This is a genomic window from Knoellia pratensis (assembly GCF_042666395.1).
In the GTDB taxonomy this organism is placed as follows: Bacteria; Actinomycetota; Actinomycetes; order Actinomycetales; family Dermatophilaceae; genus Knoellia; species Knoellia pratensis.
In genome coordinates, this window is sequence record NZ_JBHTDJ010000002.1 from 334,153 (window position 1) to 350,152 (window position 16,000).

Sequence of the window (16,000 nt, forward strand, 5' to 3'; positions counted from 1 at the left end):
GCAGCCAACGTAGAGAGGATCGCCCGTCGCGCGCCTGAGTACGGCTACGCGACTGCGGCCTCAGCGAATGACTTCGCCCTCACCGATGCCGACGATCCACAGTCGGGTCACGGCCGTCCCGTCGAGTTCGATGCTGACGCGTTGACCCACGCGCACGTGACGCAGGGCACTGTCCGCGAAGACCGTGCTGGGCCAGCCGACCACCTGCCCGTCATCGAGCAGGGCAGAGCCGGAGCCGTCCTCGGCGAAGGTGTGAATGCTCGCTTGCACCCTCTGACGCTATCGCCCGAGGGCGTGGCGTGTGCGCGGGCCCAGCGTCAGATGGGTGGCGGCATGGTGCAGCGAGGCCTCGTCGTCGACGTCGTGGCGAAGTCCTGGGAGATCGAGGTCCAGCCGGGCGTGCCCCAGGGCGTGGTGCAGGGTCGCGCTTCCCGGGCCGAACGCGAGCGCGGGCACGTCGGAACCGGTCGTTCCCACGAGGGCGGTCCCGAGCCCGTCGGCGTCCGGCACGAAGAACGTCTGGTGGTCGGCACCCGCCTTCAGGCCTGAGCGGAGCTCGTCCGGGGTGAGGGCAGGGTGATCGCCGAGAAGGATGGCCACGGCAGTCGCGCCACCGGCCTGTGCCCACCGCACACCGGACAGGCAGGCTTCGTTGAGGCCGTTTCCGGGATCCGCGACCACGGTGAAGCCAGCTGCGCGTGCGTGTGCGCTCTCGTCCGCGTCCAGGGTCACGACGACGACGCGGGAGGGCGTCACCACGTCGGAGACGACGTCGAGGGTGTCGTGGATGATCGCCGCCACGAGGACCTCGTCGTCGAGTGAGCGGCGCAACCGGGACTTGGCGGCTCGGCCACCCTTGACGGGGACCACGACGTGCCAGTCGGTCTCGCGGGGCGACTCCATGCCTTGATCCTCCAACGCGGCCCGAACCTGCTCGACATCGCCCCCGACGCGGACAAGGATGTCCGCAACCGCACGCGAGCACCGTGGAGGCGGTGACCGAGACGGAAGGCCTGCATGAGGTTCGGACCACGCCAGTCCCCACCGGCATACCGGTTCGCGGCCTCCGTCCTACGGCCCTTGCTCATGTCGCTCACGCGACGGGAATGGTCGGGAGCGCACAACCTGCCGCGGGATCGAGGATGGGTCGCGGTGTCGAACCACGTCTCGCACGTCGACCCGTTCATCTTCGCCCACTTCCTCAACGACGCCGGGGTCGTGCCGCACTTCCTGGGCAAGGTCGAGGTCTTCCGGATTCCCGTCATCGGCGCGATCCTGCGACGTGCCAAACAGATTCCCGTCTATCGCGAGACGGGCAAGGCGTCGGACGCCTACCGGGCCGCCGTCGACGCCATCGGTGAGGGCAAGTGCGTCGCCATCTATCCCGAGGGCACCGTCACGCGCGAGCCGAACCTCTGGCCGATGCGGGGCAAGACGGGGGCGGCGAGGATCGCACTCGAGACCCGCTGCCCGATCATCCCGATCGCCCAGTGGAGAGCGCAGGAGATCCTCGCTCCCTACGGCCGCCGACCGAGCGTCCTGCCACGGCACACGATGAAGGTGCGGGCGGGCGCGCCTGTCGCCCTCTCCGACCTCTACGAGCTGCCCGTGACCGCCGAGGTGCTTGCCGACGCCACGGAGCGAATCATGGTGGCCCTGACCCGCGAGCTCGAGGAACTCCGAGGAGAGCAGGCGCCGCCGGGTCGCTTCGATCCCCGCGAGCAGGGCATCACCGTCATCGGACGGCCCCGCGCCGCCAAGCCAACGGAACGTTCGGGCCCACCGGAGCGTGAACTGCCACCACAATGGGCCGACGACCACCCTGACGATGTGGAGGACGACGCGTGACGAAAGCAGCCGTGTTTGGCACCGGTAGCTGGGGGACGGCCTTTGCGGCCGTCCTCGCCGATGCGGGCACCGACGTGATGATGTGGGGCCGACGGAGCGAGGTGGTCGACGCCATCAACGCCGGCTGCAACGACGAGTACCTCCCCGAACTGCCCCTGCCGCAGCGGATCTCGGCTTCGATCGACCCCGAGGAAACCGCGTCCGGAGCCGACATCGTCGTCCTGGCCGTCCCGTCCCAGACCTTGCGCGCCAACCTGGGCTCCTGGGGCTCTGCCCTGCCCAGCACTGCTGCCGTGGTCTCGCTGATGAAGGGTGTGGAACTCGGCACGACCCAGCGGATGAGCGAGGTCATCGCCGACGCTGGCGGGGTCGACATCGGTCGCATCGTCGTCGTCTCAGGCCCCAACCTCGCGCGTGAGATCGCCGTGAAGCAGCCCGCTGCCAGCGTGGTCGCGGCGGCCGACGAGCAGGTGGCGCAGCAGGTCGCGGACGCGTGCGCAGCGGCATACTTCCGCCCCTACACCGGCACGGACGTCGTCGGGACCGAGATCGCCGGGGCGACCAAGAACGTCATCGCGCTCGCCGTGGGCATGGCCGAGGGTCTCGGGATGGGAGACAACTCCAAGTCGTCGATCATCACGCGCGGACTCGCTGAGACGACACGACTCGGGATGGCACTGGGCGGTGACTCGCGCACGTTCGCCGGGCTCGCCGGTGTGGGCGACCTCATCGCGACGTGCATGTCGCCGTTGTCTCGCAACCACAGCTTCGGGGTGCGCCTCGGTCAGGGCATGACGGTCGACGAGGTCGTCGCCGTGACCAACCAGACCGCCGAGGGCGTGAAGTCGTGCACCTCGATCCTCGACCTCGCCCGTCATCACGGTGTCGACGTGCCGATCATCGAACAGGTCAACGCGATGATCACGGAGGGCAAGTCGGCGCAGGAAGTCGTCGAGGCACTGCTCTCGCGTCCTCGCAAGGCCGAAACCGGCTAGATCGCGCCCAGCGCTGCGTCGAGGTCCCGCCAGAGGTCCTCGACGTCCTCGATGCCGACCGAGAGCCGCAGCAGGTTCTCGGGCACGACCTCGGGCTCACCGGGCTGACGTCGGCGTCGCTCGAGCTGGCTCTCGACGCCTCCGAGGCTCGTCGAGTGCACCCACAACTGTGTGGCCGCGGCCACGCGTTCGGCGGCGTCCGCATCACCGGCGACGTCGATGGAAACCATTGCCCCGAAGCCGGGGTAGCGCACGCGCTCCACCCCGGCGTGCCCCGCAAGGCGCGACGCGAGCACGGCTGCGTTGGCGCTGGCCCGTTCGAGCCGAACCGACAGGGTGCGCAGCCCGCGCAGGGCCAGCCACGTCTCCATCGGTCCGGCAATGGCCCCCTGGAGCTGCCGGTGCCGGCGGAGGCGTTCGTGGAGCGCGCGGCCCTCGTCGGTCGTGGCCGTCACCGTTGCGCCGAGCAGGAGGTCACTGTGGCCGGACAGGTACTTCGTCGCCGAATGCACGACGACATCGGCGCCCAGGGCGAGCGGCTGCTGCAGCAGGGGAGTCGCGAACGTGTTGTCGACGACGACGAGGACGTCGCGGTCCCGGGCAGCGTGGGCGAGTGCCTCCACCTCGGCGACGTCGAGCAACGGGTTGGTGGGAGACTCGATCCAGAGCATGGCGGCGCCGTCGAGCGCCGACACCACGGCCGCTGTGTCGGTGATGTCGACGGCGGTGACCTCCAGCTCTCCGGCCTCTGCCCGGTCGGCCAGCGTCACAAGAGTCCCGTTGTAGGCCGCAGTCGGGACGACGACGCGACCGCCGTGCGGGACGAGGGAGAGTGCAGCGGCCACAGCGGCCATCCCTGACGCGAAGACGAGTGACTCGCCTCCCTCGAGCGACCCGAGGGCCTCCTCGAAGGCCGTCCACGTCGGATTGCCGGCGCGGGCATAGTTGACCGGCCCGTCCGCGTGGTACGTCGACGTGAAGGTCAGCGGGGCCCCGACCTGCTCACCTGGGTGGCGCGCAACGCGCCCCAGGGAGACAACACGGGTGGCAGGGCTCAACTCTTCGGAATCCACGCCAATGAGCGTATGCCGTGTGCCCACCGCTGCGGGATAGGGTCCAGAGCGATGAACTCCGATCCCACGCCGACAGCTGCCCCCACCGACGCGCCGCGCCGCCTGCGCGTCGCTCTCGTCTTCGGGGGCCGCTCCTCCGAGCACGCCGTGTCCTGCGCCACGGCCGCGAGCGTGATGTCGGCGCTCGACCCCGAACGCTACGACGTCATCCCCATCGGCATCGCCAAGGACGGCAGCTGGGTGCTCGCACCCAACGACCCGGAGCCGTTGCGCCTCGCGCCCGGTCACATCCCCGAGGTCGACGCGTCCGGCCCGAGCGTGCTCGTCCCCACGAGTGCGACCGCCCGCCACCTGATCGTCCACGAGCCGGGCGCGGCACCGCGCGAGCTCAATGAGGTCGATGTCGTCTTCCCACTGCTCCATGGCCCCTTCGGTGAGGACGGAACCATTCAGGGGATGCTCGACCTCGCCGACGTCCGCTACGTCGGCTCCGGCGTCACCGCTTCCGCGGTGATGATGGACAAGCACATGATGAAGGTCGTCTTTGCGGCCGCGGGACTGCCGGTTGGTCCCTACACGGTCATCACCGATCGGGAGTGGCTGCGCGACCCCGAAGCCGCACTGGACGCCGTCGGAGCCCTGGACTTTCCCGTCTTCGTCAAACCCGCGCGCGCGGGCTCAAGCATGGGCATCAGCAAGGTCGACTCTCCCGACGGCCTGCGCGCCGCCGTCGAAGCCGCCCGCGAGCACGACCCCAAGGTCGTCATCGAGCAGGGCGTCGTCGGTCGCGAGATCGAGTGCGGTGTCCTCGACGGCCACGGCACCGACGAGCCGCGCACGAGTTCGTTGGGGGAGTGCATCGTCGTCAAGGGTCACGCCTTCTACGACTTCGAAGCGAAGTACCTCGCCGACGACGACATTCGGCTCGAGTCACCGGCCGACGTCGCGCCGGACATCGCCGAGCAGATTGCTCGGATGGCCGTCACCGCCTTCACCGCGGCAGGGTGCGAGGGCCTCGCGCGTTGCGACTTCTTCCTCACCGAGACCGGCGACGTCCTCATCAACGAGATCAACACGATGCCCGGCTTCACACCGAGTTCGATGTACCCGCGGATGTGGGCGGCAGCCGGGCTGTCCTATCCCGAGCTCATCGACGAGCTCATCGGCCTCGCGATGGAGCGCCGCGTCGGCCTGCGCTGAAACCGCTGCTGCGTCTTCGTGCCCCGCACGGACACTCGTCGCTGCGCTCCTCCTGTCCGTGCGGGGCACGAAGACGGGAAAGTGGCTGGCTAGCTGCAGGTGAGGGAGTTCTTCGGGAGTTTTTCGGCGGCCCTGGTGAAGGCTGGGAGCAACAGGGGTTCGGGTGCGTAGTCGCTCGGCACGAGAACCTCGAGCGCAGGGTCGCGCCCGAATGTCGTGAAGCGGGTCCCGTCGCTGAGCTTCTCGGCGACCCATCCCATGCCGTCGACCTCGATGCAGTCGTCGGTTGTCGGGGCCAGAGCGGGGACTCCGCACCTGGCGATGATCGCCGGATCCCCGTATGCCGCACCGGCGCTCGCGTCCGAGACCTCCCGTCGCGCGTTGTCGCCGACCTTCGCCGGCCACGCGGAGGTGACCTCACGGCATACGCCGCTGGTGGCCTTGGACGTCGGCTCGATCTCGACGGACGACGAACAGCCGGACAGCATGACGACGGCGGTGGCGCCGAGCGCCACCGCCGTCATCGAACGCTTCCGTGATGTCACGGTCAGACGTGAACCACCGTGCAGGTGAGGGTGCGGGTGATGCCCTCGACCTCTTGGATCTTGGCGATGACGAGCTTGCCGAGTTCGTCGACCGTCTCGGCCTCGACGCGCGCGATGCAGTCATAGGGACCGGTGACATCCTCGGCGAGGGCCACTCCCGGGATCGCTGCGATCGCGGTCGCCACGGCTGCTGCGCGACCAACTTCGGTCTGAATCAGGATGTAGGCCTGGACCACTGGGTGTCACCTCACTGTCAGGGAGAGGCTCTGTACGCCGCTCCGCCTGAGTCTTTCTGAGTCTGGGTCGACCGTCGCCGAGGCGATGGTGTCTGCACGGTACCGTGCCGATGGTCCGCAAGTCTCGGGTGGTTCAGGAGGTGGCCGTGTGGTCGCGCACACGACGATCGGTTCGGTGAGCGAGTCCGATCTCCTCGCCCGCATCATCCCGATGTTCGGGGAGAGCCCGTTTGCCGGCTCCGGGGTGCTCGTGGCGCCCGGTGACGACGCCGCCGTGATCACGGCGCGCGAGTCCGTCGTCGTCACCACCGACTCGATGGTGCGGGGCCGGGACTGGCGCGACGACTGGTCCAGCGGCCACGACGTCGGCCTCAAGGTCGTCGCCCAGAACGTTGCCGATGTCGCCGCGATGGGCGCGGTCGCAACCGGTCTGCTCGTGTCCGTCGCCGCCGATCCCGAGACCGAGCTCGACTGGGTCATCGACCTCACCCGCGGGATCGCCGACGCAGCCGAGGACGCCGGCTGTCCTGTCGTGGGTGGAGACCTGTCCTCGGCGCCGGCCGGGGTCATCATGGTGGCCGTCACCGCGTTCGGCGACCTCCAGGGGCGTATGCCGGTCCTGCGCTCCGGTGCCCGGCCCGGAGACGTCGTGGCGGTCGCGGGTTCGCTCGGCTGGTCCGGAGCAGGGCTGGCTCTGTACGAAGCGGGGACTACGGACCCCATCGCGCCGAACGCAGGCGCGGGTCACCTCACGGCCATGGAGCGGGCGACGTCGGTGCTGATGTGGTTCCACCGCTCGCCTCGGCCCCCCTGGGAGTCCGGGCCCGTGGCTGCCGATGCCGGTGCGACGTCGATGATCGACCTCTCCGACGGGCTCGTGCGTGACGGGGGACGGATCGCCGTCGCCAGCGGTGTGGAGCTCGCGCTCGACGAGGCCCAGCTGCGGGAGCACTTCCTCGCCGGACCCATCGAGTTGGCCGTCGGGACGGACGTCGGCTGGCGTCAGGTGCTGTCCGGGGGAGAGGAGCACTCGCTGCTCGCGACCTTCCCCGCAGATGCGGTGCCGGACGACCCGCACGCGCCCTGGACCGTCATCGGGCAGGTCGTGGAGGCGGGACCTCAGGGGCCTCGGCTCACCGTCGGTGGGGCTGTGCCGAGCGTGACTGGTTGGGACCACTTCGCCGGCTGACCGGCATACCCACGGTCTTTTCTTCCCGTCTTCGTGCCCCGTACGGACCTCGTCGCTTCGCTCCTCATGTCCGTACGGGGCACGAAGACGGGGTTGGGCATGCGAAAAGGGGCGGTGTCCGCGCTCGGACACCGCCCCTTTCGGGTTACAGCTGAGGGGTCAGCGCTTGACCTTGCCGGCCTTGAGGCAGGAGGTGCAGACGTTGAGGCGCTTCGGGGTCACACCCTTGTCACCGACAAGAGCCTTCACGCGCTGGATGTTGGGGTTCCAGCGACGCTTGGTGCGGCGGTGCGAGTGCGAAATGCTGTGGCCGAAGCCGGGTCCCTTGCCGCAGACATCGCAGTTGGCAGCCACGGTGGATCTCCTTGAGTCAGTGTCATACGAGACGGCTGGAATGCCAGCCGTCTCAGGTCAGTGGATTCCGGTGCCCGCCCCTGATGGGGCTCACGCGGAACCGTCAAAGAGTATCCGAGTTCGGGTGTGGCTCCAAAACGAGTCCGAGGGGCCCGATAGCCTGCCATCGTGCCAGCCGTTCTCGATGCCGATGGAGCCCGCCTCTGGGCGGCTCTCACCCGCGCCGCCTTCGCGCTGCGCCGCACCGAGATGGATGCGCTCAACGTCTTCCCGGTGCCTGATGGCGACACGGGCACCAACCTCTATCTCACGATGGACACCGCCATCGACGAGCTCAACCGCCTCCACGGCGCGCAGGGCACGATCGGTACGGCGACCCTGGTCGACGAGGCCCGCGACCTCGCGCGCGCCATGCTCATGTCGGCGCGGGGCAACTCCGGGGTCATCGTCAGCCAGCTCGTGGCCGGCATCAGCCAGGTCATCGTCGAGGAGGATCTCGTCGAGGTCGACGGGGCCGCTCTGGCCCGAGCCGTCACACGGGGCGCCGAGCTCGCCCGCGCCAGCGTCGCCCATCCACAGGAGGGCACGATCCTCAGCGTCGCGGACGCGATCGCCGAGGCTGCTCGCGAGAGTGCCGAAGCCGGTGGAGATGCTGCCGAGGTCGCTGGAGCTGCCGTCGCCGCGGCCGAGACCGCCCTGGCCCGCACTCCCGAACAGCTGCCAGCGCTCGCCCAGGCCGGGGTCGTCGATGCGGGGGGCGCCGGCTGCCTGTTGATGATCGAGGCCCTGCACCGCGCACTGACCGGCGACTGGACCAGCGAGTCGGGCACCCTGAACCACGCGTCGCAGGACCTGGTGCCGCGGGCGTCCTGGCATGCCGAGCCGTCCGCCGACGGCACCCAGCCCACGGTCAGCGGAGGCGTGCCTCGTTCGCTCGACGCCCACGACCCGCTCGACGCCCCGGCGGCGGGGCTCGGCGGGCCGGCCTTCGAGGTCATGTTCCTGCTCGACGACAGTGATGTCGGCCGGGTCGCGATGATGCGGACCGCCCTCGACGGCCTCGGCGACTCGCTGCTCGTCGTCGGGGGACCGGACCTCTGGAACGTCCACGTCCACGTCGATGACGTCGGTGCCGCCGTCGAGGCCGGCATCCTGGCCGGTCGTCCGCACCGCATCAAGGTGACGCACTTCGCCACGCAGATCTCCGCCCGGGAGCCCCAGCAGTTCGCGGTCGTGGCCTGCGCAGCAGGTCCGGGCATGGCCTCGATCCTCACGGAGGCCGGGGCGACCGTGGTGTCGAGCGCGCCCGGAGCGAGGGCGTCGGCCGGGCAGCTCCTCGACGCCATCCGGCGCACGGGTGCGGCCTCGGTCGTGGTGCTGCCCAACGACAAGGACACGCTCATGGCCGCCGAGGTGGCCTGCCGTGCCGCGACCGACGATGGCATCGTCACCGCGATCATCCCGGCGCGCACCGCTGTCCAGGGCCTCGCGGCACTGGCCGTCGTCGACTTCGACAAGGGACTGCGCGAGAACGCCATCGGCATGACCGGGGCTGCGGTGGCGACGCGTCACGGCGCCGTGTCGATCGCGTCGCGGGAGGTGCTCACCTGGGCCGGATCGGTGTCCGTCGGCGACATCCTCGGCATCGTGAGCGGCGACGTGGCCCTCATCGGCGACGACCTCACCGCCACGGCGGTCGAGGTCCTCGACCGACTCCTGTCGGGAGGCGGTGAACTCGTCACCCTGGTCTCGGGCGCCGATGCCGACCCGGCCTTCATCGATGCCGTCGAGGAGAGCCTGGGCAGGAACCACGCCGAGGTCGAGGTCGTCCGCATCGACGGCGGCCAGCAGGTCTACCCGCTTCTCGTGGGGGTGGAGTAGCCCGGTGTACGACGAGTCGACTCCGCTCACCAAGGTTCTGGACAAGCGCGAGGCGAAGAAGTTCAAGGACTCTCGCGGGATCGAGACCGTCGGCGACCTCCTGGCCTACTGGCCACGGCGCTACCAGTCGCCCGCGAGCAACCTTGCGGCCGCCCGCATCGGCTCCTACATCGTCGCCGTCGCAGAGGTGAAGTCGGCGACCACGCGCTCGATGAAGAACCGTCGTGGACGCATGCTCCAGGCCGTCATCACCGACGGCTCCAAGGACCTCGAGATCACCTTCTTCTCCTCCCACGGGCACGAGGGAAAACTCGTCCCCGGCGCGCGAGCGTTGTTCGCTGGCAAGGTGTCCTCGTTCAACAATCGACTCCAGCTCGCCCACCCGGGGTATTCACTGCTCAGCGACTTCGACCGGGGCGAGCGACGCAACCTCATCCCGATCTACAAGGCCGTCGGCAACCTCCACACCTGGACGGTGACCGAGTGCGTCCGGATGGTCCTCGACCTCCTGGACGAGATGCCCGAGGCGATCCCCGAGGAAGTCCTCGACCGTCGGGATCTCGTGGACCGGATGGCCGCACTGCGGGGGATCCACACACCGGACTCGCACGCCGAGGTCGACGCGGCGACGAAGCGCATGTCCTACGAGGAGGCCCTGATCCTCCAAGTCGCCCTGGCGCAGCGTCGGGCGCGTCAGGCGCAGGAGTCGACGCTGGCGCGGGTGCCCCGCCCCGGTGGTCTGCTCGACGCATTCGACCAGCGGCTGCCCTTCACCCTGACGGCCGGCCAGGTCGACATCGGCGAGACGCTCGCGGCCGAGATGGCCCGCGACGTTCCCATGCACCGACTCCTCCAGGGTGAGGTCGGCTCGGGCAAGACCGTCATCGCTGTGCGCGCGATGTTGGCGGCGGTCGACGCCGGAGGACAGGCCGCCCTCCTCGCCCCCACCGAGGTTCTCGCGTCGCAACACCACCGCTCGATCACGACGATGCTCGGCGACCTCGCCGAGGGCGGCATGCTCGGCGGCAGTGACATCGGCACCAGGGTCACCCTCCTCACCGGCAGCATGTCGACCCAGTCCCGCCGCAAGGCGATGCTCGACATCGCCAGTGGTGACGCCGGGATCGTCATCGGCACCCACGCCCTCATCCAGGAGCACGTGAGCTTCCAGGATCTCGCTCTGGTCGTCGTCGACGAGCAGCACCGCTTCGGAGTCGAGCAGCGAGATGCGTTGCGGGGCAAGGCTGCCCAGCCCCCGCACGTCCTCGTCATGACCGCCACACCGATCCCGCGCACGGTCGCGATGACCGTCTTCGGTGACATGGAGACCTCGACCCTGAGTGAGCTGCCGGCGGGACGCGCGCCGATCACCACTCACGTCGTCCCCGAGGCCAAGCCCGGATGGCTCCAGCGCACGTGGGTGCGCATCGCCGAGGAGGTGGCCCTGGGACGGCAGGCCTACGTCGTGTGTCCGCGGATCGGCGACGACGACGAACCGGACGAGGACACCGAGATCTTCGCGCCCGACGCGGCTCCCGATCCCGACTCCGACGGCGATGGGGACGAGGAGGGCACAGAGGGCGATGCTCCGCCGCCTCGTCCGCTCGCCTCGGTCCACCGCGTCCACGCCGACCTCGTGGCCAACCCGGCGCTCGAGGGCCTGCGCATCGAGATCCTCCATGGCCGCCTGCCCGCCGACGAGAAGGACGCGATCATGCGTGACTTCGCGTCGGGCGACATCGACGTCCTCGTCTCCACGACCGTCATCGAGGTCGGTGTCGACGTCCCCAACGCCAGCGTCATGGTCGTCATGGACGCCGATCGCTTCGGCGTCTCCCAGCTGCACCAGCTCCGAGGTCGCGTCGGCCGTGGTGGGCTGCCGGGCCTCTGCCTGCTCGTGCACTCCGGTGACGCCGACGCCCCGCACGAGCGCCTCGACGCCGTCGCCGGCACGACCGACGGGTTCGAGCTGGCCCGCATCGACCTGCGGCAACGACGGGAGGGTGACATCCTCGGGTCCTCCCAGCACGGCAAACGCACCCAGCTGCAGTTCCTCCATGTCCTCGAGGACGAAGACCTCATCGAGGCAGCGCGCGAGGATGCGTTTGCCATCGTCGCCGACCACCCGGACCTGGTGGCGCATCCCCGACTCGCCGAGCTGGTCCACGCGCGCGTGGACGCCGAGCAAGCGGCATACCTGGAACGAGGCTGAGGTGACCCGAATCATCGCCGGCACCGCCGGCGGACGTGAGCTGAAGACCCCTCCCGGTCGCGGGACGCGCCCGACGAGCGACCGCGTGCGCGAGGCACTCTTCTCCGCCCTCCAGGCTCGTGACGCGCTCACCGGTGCGCGGGTCATCGACCTGTATGCCGGGTCGGGCGCCCTTGGGCTGGAATCCGCCAGTCGTGGTGCCGCCGAGGTGACCCTCGTCGAGTCCGACCGGACTGCCGCGGCCGTGATCCGCGACAACGCCGGACGGCTCGGGCTCAAGGCGACGGTGCTCCCCGTGACGGTGGCGTCGGCGCTCACGGGCACCGCCCGCGAGCTCGACCTCGTCTTCCTCGACCCGCCCTACGACCTCACGGAGGAGGCGCTCGCGGCTGACCTCGAGGCGTTGGCCTCGCGCGGCTGGCTGGCAGAGGGCGCCCTCGTCGTCATCGAGCGTTCGAAGCGCTCCGCCGAACCGACGTGGCCAAAGGGGCTGGAGCCGGAGCGGGTCAAGAAGTACGGCGAAACCGTCATCTGGTATGCCAGTCACTGACCGACAGGGCATCGCGCTCGTCCCGTCACAGGCCACCTGACCTGCAAGGATGGGGTCATGAGCGACTACGAGATTCCCCGTCCGACCAGTGGTGATGTCCTCGAGCTCATCCTCGACGACCACCGCCTCTTCGAAGACCTGCTTCGTCAGGCCCGACGCAACGACGTCGACCGCGAGGCAGCGCGCAAGGCACTGACCGAGCTGCTCGTCGCCCACGCGGAGGCCGAGGAGGAGAAGGTCTACCCGACGCTGCGCAAGAAGCGCGCGATCGGAGTGCACGAGGAGGAGCACGGCGAGGAGGAGCACGCCGAGATCACCGAGGCGATCGTCGGCTTCCTCGAGGCCAAGGGCACCGACACCGAGAAGTACGACGCTGCCCTCGAGGAGCTGGCCACGGCGGTCAACCACCACACCAACGAGGAGGAGCAGACGATCCTCAACCCCGCCCGCGACGACGTGGCCCTCGCGACCCGCGAGGAGCTCGGCGTTGCGTGGGCCACCCGACGCAACGAGCTCCTCGAGCAGGGGTGCGCGAGCCTCGACCAGGTCAAGGCGCTGCTTCACCGGGCCGAGGACGAAGGCGTCCTCGCCGCCCCCGCAGCCCGCGACGAGGCCGACGAGATCAAGGAGAAGGCCAAGGAAGAGGCCAAGAAGGTCGAGGAGGCCTCCAAGGAGAAGGAGAAGAGCGACGACTGAGGTCGGCCTCCGACAGAACGTAGGGTGGCGCGAGTGAGCGACGAGCAGATCAGGCGAGCAGTCTGTCCCGGGTCCTACGACCCGATCACCCTCGGCCACGTGGACGTGCTCGTGCGCGCCGCCGCCCTCTATGACGAGGTCGTCGTCGCGGTGCTGCACAACCCGGCCAAGAGCGGCACCTTCACGGTGGACGAGCGCATCGGTTTCATCGAGCGCTCCCTTCCCGATGCGGTCGCCGCCCGCGTGCGGGTCGAGGCGTTCGCGGGTCGACTCCTTGTCGACGTATGCCGTGACGTGGGTGCCGATGTCGTCGTCAAGGGCCTGCGTGGTGGCACCGACTTCGCCTACGAGCTGCCCATGGCCCTCATGAACCGCCACCTCACCGGTGTCGAGACCGTGTTCCTGCCCGGCGCCCCGGAGTTCGAGCACGTGTCGAGCTCGCTGGTCAAGGAGGTCGCGAAATTCGGTGGCGACGTCGCTGGGCTCGTCCCGGACGAGGTCCTCGCAGCCCTGACAGAGCGTCTGGTACGGAACTGAAACCCGTCTTCGTGCCCCGCACGGACACGGGCGAGCGCAGCGAGGCGTGTCTGTGCGGGGCACGAAGACGGAAGGTTCGCACGCGGCATACGCCGGGTTCAGAATGGGCGCATTTGGGGAGGTGGCACCACCTCCGGTACCTTTGATCTTCGGTCTGCGTCAGCCGTGACGACGGACCGAACCACTCGACCAAGGCATAAGGCAATGACTCGTCTCGATCCTCGGTCTCCTCTGGTGCTCGACACCAAGGAGGTCGGCCGGCGACCCGGCTCGATGGCGGAGCTCTCTCGCGAGGTCGGGGCACCAGTTGAGTTCGGCACGGAGGTTCTGCGCGTTGCTGAGGGGGAACCCTTGGCGGTCAACGTGCGGCTCGAGTCCGTTGTCGAAGGCGTGCTGGTCACTGGTTCGGTGCGAGGCACGGCGACCGGCGCCTGCGTGCGGTGCCTGGATCCCATCAGCCACAATGTGGCTGGGAACTTCCAGGAATTGTTCGCCTACGCCGATCGCAACGCTCACCACCAAGAGGTGGGCGACGAAGAAGCAGCCGAGGAGTACCTCGTCGAGGACGGTCTGATCGACCTCGAAGCGGTGCTCCGGGACTCGGTGGTGCCTGCACTGCCGTTCCAGCCCGTGTGTCGCCCGGATTGCCCGGGGTTGTGTTCCGAATGTGGAATGCACCTTGCGGAGGATCCGGACCACGCACATGACGTGATCGACCCCAGGTGGGCGGCTCTCACGGACCTTGCGTCCGAGTCGTCCACGACACAGACTTCAGATAGGACCTGACGTGGCTGTTCCGAAGCGGAAGACTTCGCGTTCCAACACGCGCCACCGCCGTGCCAACTGGAAGGCCACGCCGGTCACCCTGACCTCGTGCCCCCAGTGCAAGGCCCCGACGCAGCCGCACGTTGCGTGCCCGTCGTGCGGGACCTACAACGGCCGCCACTACGGCGTGGCCGAGCGCACCGAGCACCAGAGCTGACCCCACTCCTCATGGGGAGGGGCTCGCACGGCCCGGTGGCCAAGACGCCACAGCGCCCTGTCGTTGAGCTTCACCAGCACCTCAAAGAGGTGACCGGTGAAGACATCGACGTGGCGCTGCTCGGGCGTGCCCTGACGCACCGCTCGTACGCGTACGAGGCCGGCGGGATTCCCCACAACGAGCGCCTGGAGTTCCTTGGCGACTCGGTGCTCGGGCTCGTCGTCACCGACTCGCTCTACGTGACCCACCCCGACCTCACGGAGGGGCAGCTCGCCAAGCTGCGGGCCGCCGTGGTCAACATGCGTGCCCTCGCGGCCGTCGGGCGCACACTCGGGCTGGGGGACTACCTCCACCTCGGCCGCGGTGAGGAGTCCACCGGTGGGCGCGACAAGGACTCGATCCTGGCCGACACGGTTGAGGCCGTGATCGGTGCGACCTACTGCAGTGCTGGACTCGTGGCTGCGGGCGCCCTCGTGCACCACCTCCTGGACCCACTGATGGCGAGCTCAGCCACCTTGGGTGCGGGGCTCGACTGGAAGACGAGCCTGCAGGAGATCTGCGCCCTGCACGCCGCCGGCCCGGTCGAGTACGTCCTTGAGGAGGACGGCCCCGAGCACGCCAAGATGTTCAGTGCCCGTGTCCTCGTCGGCGGCGTGGAGCACGGCTCCGGCGTCGGCCGCACCAAGAAGGATGCCGAGCAGCAGGCCGCCGCCCAGGCATGGCAGACCCTGCGTGACCGGCACGGCGATGGGCTGTCGACTGCGCCCCTGCCCGACCTGTCCTGAGCCCCTCAACAACTGAGCGATTGAGCGACTGACGCGTGCCAGAGCTTCCCGAGGTCGAAGTCGTCCGTCGCGGGCTCGCCGACCACGTCGTCGGGCGCCGCATCGTTGCTGCCTCATTCACCGGTGTGAGAGTGGCCCGGCGCCATGTCCCGGGACCCGTCGACCTCGCGGAGCGGATCGTCGGGCTCAAGGTCTCGCAGGCCCGCCGACGCGGCAAGTACCTCTGGCTCGTTCTCAGCCATGATCGGGAGCCGGTCCACGGTCTCATCGCGCACCTCGGGATGAGTGGTCAGCTGCTCGTCGAGGCTGCCGACGCCCCGGACGAGAAGCACCTGCATGCGCGGTTCACCTTCGCTGACGGCGATCCCGAGTTGCGGTTTGTCGACCAGCGGACCTTTGGCGGCTTCGCCCTCGATGACCTCGCTGACGATGGCGTGCCGCACCAGATCCGGCACATCGCGCCCGACCCCTTCGAGCCGGTCTACGACCAGGCGGCAGTGGTTCGCCGGATCAAGGCCAGCGACAGCGCGATCAAGCGGATGATCCTGCATCAGGGAGTGGTCTCGGGCATCGGCAACATCTATGCCGACGAGGCTCTGTGGCGCGCGCAGGTCCACGGTGAGCGGCCCTCCAGCAGCCTCACCAAGCCGGTGATCGCACGGGTCCTCGACCACGCCCGCGAGGTCATGGCGGCCGCGCTCATCCAGGGCGGCACGAGTTTCGACGCGCTCTATGTCAACGTCAACGGGGCCTCGGGCTACTTCGACCGTTCGCTGCATGCCTACGGCCAGGAGGGTGAGCCCTGTGCTCGCTGCGGCACCCCCATCCGGCGCGAACACTTCATGAACCGATCGTCCTTCTCGTGCCCGACCTGCCAACCTCGACCCCGGACGCGTCGCAGCGCCTGACGACCCTCA

General features: G+C 69.2%; 19 protein-coding genes. 13 read left to right on the plus strand and 6 right to left on the minus strand.

Going from position 1 to position 16,000, the window contains the following annotated elements; all coding sequences use genetic code 11:
- Positions 1–60 precede the first annotated feature (60 nt).
- Both ACFQRE_RS08685 and cofC read right to left on the minus strand, forming a co-directional pair.
- Positions 61–270, minus strand: coding sequence for a hypothetical protein (locus ACFQRE_RS08685; RefSeq protein WP_380121163.1), 210 nt, complete (start codon positions 268–270; stop codon positions 61–63).
- Positions 271–279: 9 nt separating this feature from the next.
- A complete protein-coding gene (cofC, locus tag ACFQRE_RS08690; protein WP_380121165.1) occupies positions 280–903 on the minus strand; it encodes a 2-phospho-L-lactate guanylyltransferase in 624 nt (207 codons plus the stop codon).
- Between the two features lie 114 nt (positions 904–1,017).
- Here cofC and ACFQRE_RS08695 point away from each other — a divergent pair, with 114 nt between their 5' ends.
- Both ACFQRE_RS08695 and ACFQRE_RS08700 read left to right on the plus strand, forming a co-directional pair.
- Complete coding sequence (locus ACFQRE_RS08695) at positions 1,018–1,848, plus strand: lysophospholipid acyltransferase family protein (RefSeq protein ID WP_380121167.1); 831 nt, start codon at positions 1,018–1,020, stop codon at positions 1,846–1,848.
- The gene (locus ACFQRE_RS08700) at positions 1,845–2,843 is read left to right on the plus strand and encodes an NAD(P)H-dependent glycerol-3-phosphate dehydrogenase (protein ID WP_380121169.1); all 999 of its coding nucleotides are present in this window, start codon (positions 1,845–1,847) and stop codon (positions 2,841–2,843) included. Before ACFQRE_RS08695 ends, ACFQRE_RS08700 begins: the two co-directional genes overlap by 4 nt.
- Here ACFQRE_RS08700 and ACFQRE_RS08705 read toward each other — a convergent pair.
- The gene (locus ACFQRE_RS08705; RefSeq protein ID WP_380121171.1) at positions 2,840–3,916 is read right to left on the minus strand and encodes a trans-sulfuration enzyme family protein; all 1,077 of its coding nucleotides are present in this window, start codon (positions 3,914–3,916) and stop codon (positions 2,840–2,842) included. The two genes, ACFQRE_RS08700 and ACFQRE_RS08705, sit on opposite strands and share 4 nt — an antisense overlap.
- A 51-nt stretch (positions 3,917–3,967) precedes the next feature.
- Between ACFQRE_RS08705 and ACFQRE_RS08710 the strand changes: the two genes are divergently transcribed.
- Positions 3,968–5,116 carry a D-alanine--D-alanine ligase family protein gene (locus ACFQRE_RS08710; protein ID WP_380121173.1) on the plus strand — a complete coding sequence of 383 codons (1,149 nt, stop codon included), beginning with the start codon at positions 3,968–3,970 and terminating at the stop codon, positions 5,114–5,116.
- An 89-nt stretch (positions 5,117–5,205) separates the two neighbouring features.
- Here the strand turns inward: ACFQRE_RS08710 and ACFQRE_RS08715 are convergent, their stop codons facing one another.
- On the minus strand, positions 5,206–5,661 hold the full coding sequence (locus ACFQRE_RS08715) for a DUF3515 family protein (protein ID WP_380121175.1): 456 nt from the start codon (positions 5,659–5,661) through the stop codon (positions 5,206–5,208).
- Positions 5,662–5,663: 2 nt separating this feature from the next.
- Positions 5,664–5,897, minus strand: coding sequence for an Lrp/AsnC ligand binding domain-containing protein (locus ACFQRE_RS08720; protein WP_009778184.1), 234 nt, complete (start codon positions 5,895–5,897; stop codon positions 5,664–5,666).
- A 175-nt stretch (positions 5,898–6,072) separates the two neighbouring features.
- On the opposite strand from ACFQRE_RS08720, the gene thiL reads away from it, so the two are divergent.
- On the plus strand, positions 6,073–7,086 hold the full coding sequence (gene thiL, locus ACFQRE_RS08725; RefSeq protein ID WP_380121177.1) for a thiamine-phosphate kinase: 1,014 nt from the start codon (positions 6,073–6,075) through the stop codon (positions 7,084–7,086).
- A gap of 159 nt (positions 7,087–7,245) precedes the next feature.
- Here the strand turns inward: thiL and rpmB are convergent, their stop codons facing one another.
- Positions 7,246–7,440 carry a 50S ribosomal protein L28 gene (gene rpmB, locus ACFQRE_RS08730; protein WP_009778186.1) on the minus strand — a complete coding sequence of 65 codons (195 nt, stop codon included), beginning with the start codon at positions 7,438–7,440 and terminating at the stop codon, positions 7,246–7,248.
- A 168-nt stretch (positions 7,441–7,608) separates the two neighbouring features.
- Between rpmB and ACFQRE_RS08735 the strand changes: the two genes are divergently transcribed.
- From ACFQRE_RS08735 to mutM, 9 genes are all read left to right on the plus strand, one after another.
- On the plus strand, positions 7,609–9,321 hold the full coding sequence (locus tag ACFQRE_RS08735; RefSeq protein WP_380121179.1) for a DAK2 domain-containing protein: 1,713 nt from the start codon (positions 7,609–7,611) through the stop codon (positions 9,319–9,321).
- Positions 9,322–9,325: 4 nt separating this feature from the next.
- Positions 9,326–11,533, plus strand: coding sequence for an ATP-dependent DNA helicase RecG (locus ACFQRE_RS08740; protein ID WP_380121182.1), 2,208 nt, complete (start codon positions 9,326–9,328; stop codon positions 11,531–11,533).
- A 1-nt stretch (position 11,534) separates the two neighbouring features.
- Positions 11,535–12,083 carry a 16S rRNA (guanine(966)-N(2))-methyltransferase RsmD gene (gene rsmD, locus ACFQRE_RS08745; RefSeq protein ID WP_380121184.1) on the plus strand — a complete coding sequence of 183 codons (549 nt, stop codon included), beginning with the start codon at positions 11,535–11,537 and terminating at the stop codon, positions 12,081–12,083.
- Between the two features lie 57 nt (positions 12,084–12,140).
- Entirely contained in the window at positions 12,141–12,779 is a 639-nt protein-coding gene (locus ACFQRE_RS08750) for a hemerythrin domain-containing protein (RefSeq protein WP_380121186.1), read from the plus strand.
- Positions 12,780–12,812: 33 nt separating this feature from the next.
- Positions 12,813–13,316 carry a pantetheine-phosphate adenylyltransferase gene (gene coaD / locus ACFQRE_RS08755; RefSeq protein ID WP_380121188.1) on the plus strand — a complete coding sequence of 168 codons (504 nt, stop codon included), beginning with the start codon at positions 12,813–12,815 and terminating at the stop codon, positions 13,314–13,316.
- Positions 13,317–13,520: 204 nt separating this feature from the next.
- Positions 13,521–14,102: a YceD family protein gene (locus ACFQRE_RS08760; RefSeq protein ID WP_380121190.1), complete on the plus strand. Its 582-nt coding sequence runs from the start codon at positions 13,521–13,523 to the stop codon at positions 14,100–14,102.
- A gap of 1 nt (position 14,103) precedes the next feature.
- On the plus strand, positions 14,104–14,298 hold the full coding sequence (gene rpmF, locus ACFQRE_RS08765; RefSeq protein ID WP_009778193.1) for a 50S ribosomal protein L32: 195 nt from the start codon (positions 14,104–14,106) through the stop codon (positions 14,296–14,298).
- A gap of 11 nt (positions 14,299–14,309) precedes the next feature.
- Positions 14,310–15,083 carry a ribonuclease III gene (gene rnc / locus ACFQRE_RS08770; RefSeq protein ID WP_380121193.1) on the plus strand — a complete coding sequence of 258 codons (774 nt, stop codon included), beginning with the start codon at positions 14,310–14,312 and terminating at the stop codon, positions 15,081–15,083.
- Positions 15,084–15,118: 35 nt separating this feature from the next.
- The gene (gene mutM / locus ACFQRE_RS08775; protein ID WP_380121195.1) at positions 15,119–15,991 is read left to right on the plus strand and encodes a bifunctional DNA-formamidopyrimidine glycosylase/DNA-(apurinic or apyrimidinic site) lyase; all 873 of its coding nucleotides are present in this window, start codon (positions 15,119–15,121) and stop codon (positions 15,989–15,991) included.
- Positions 15,992–16,000: the final 9 nt, after the last annotated feature.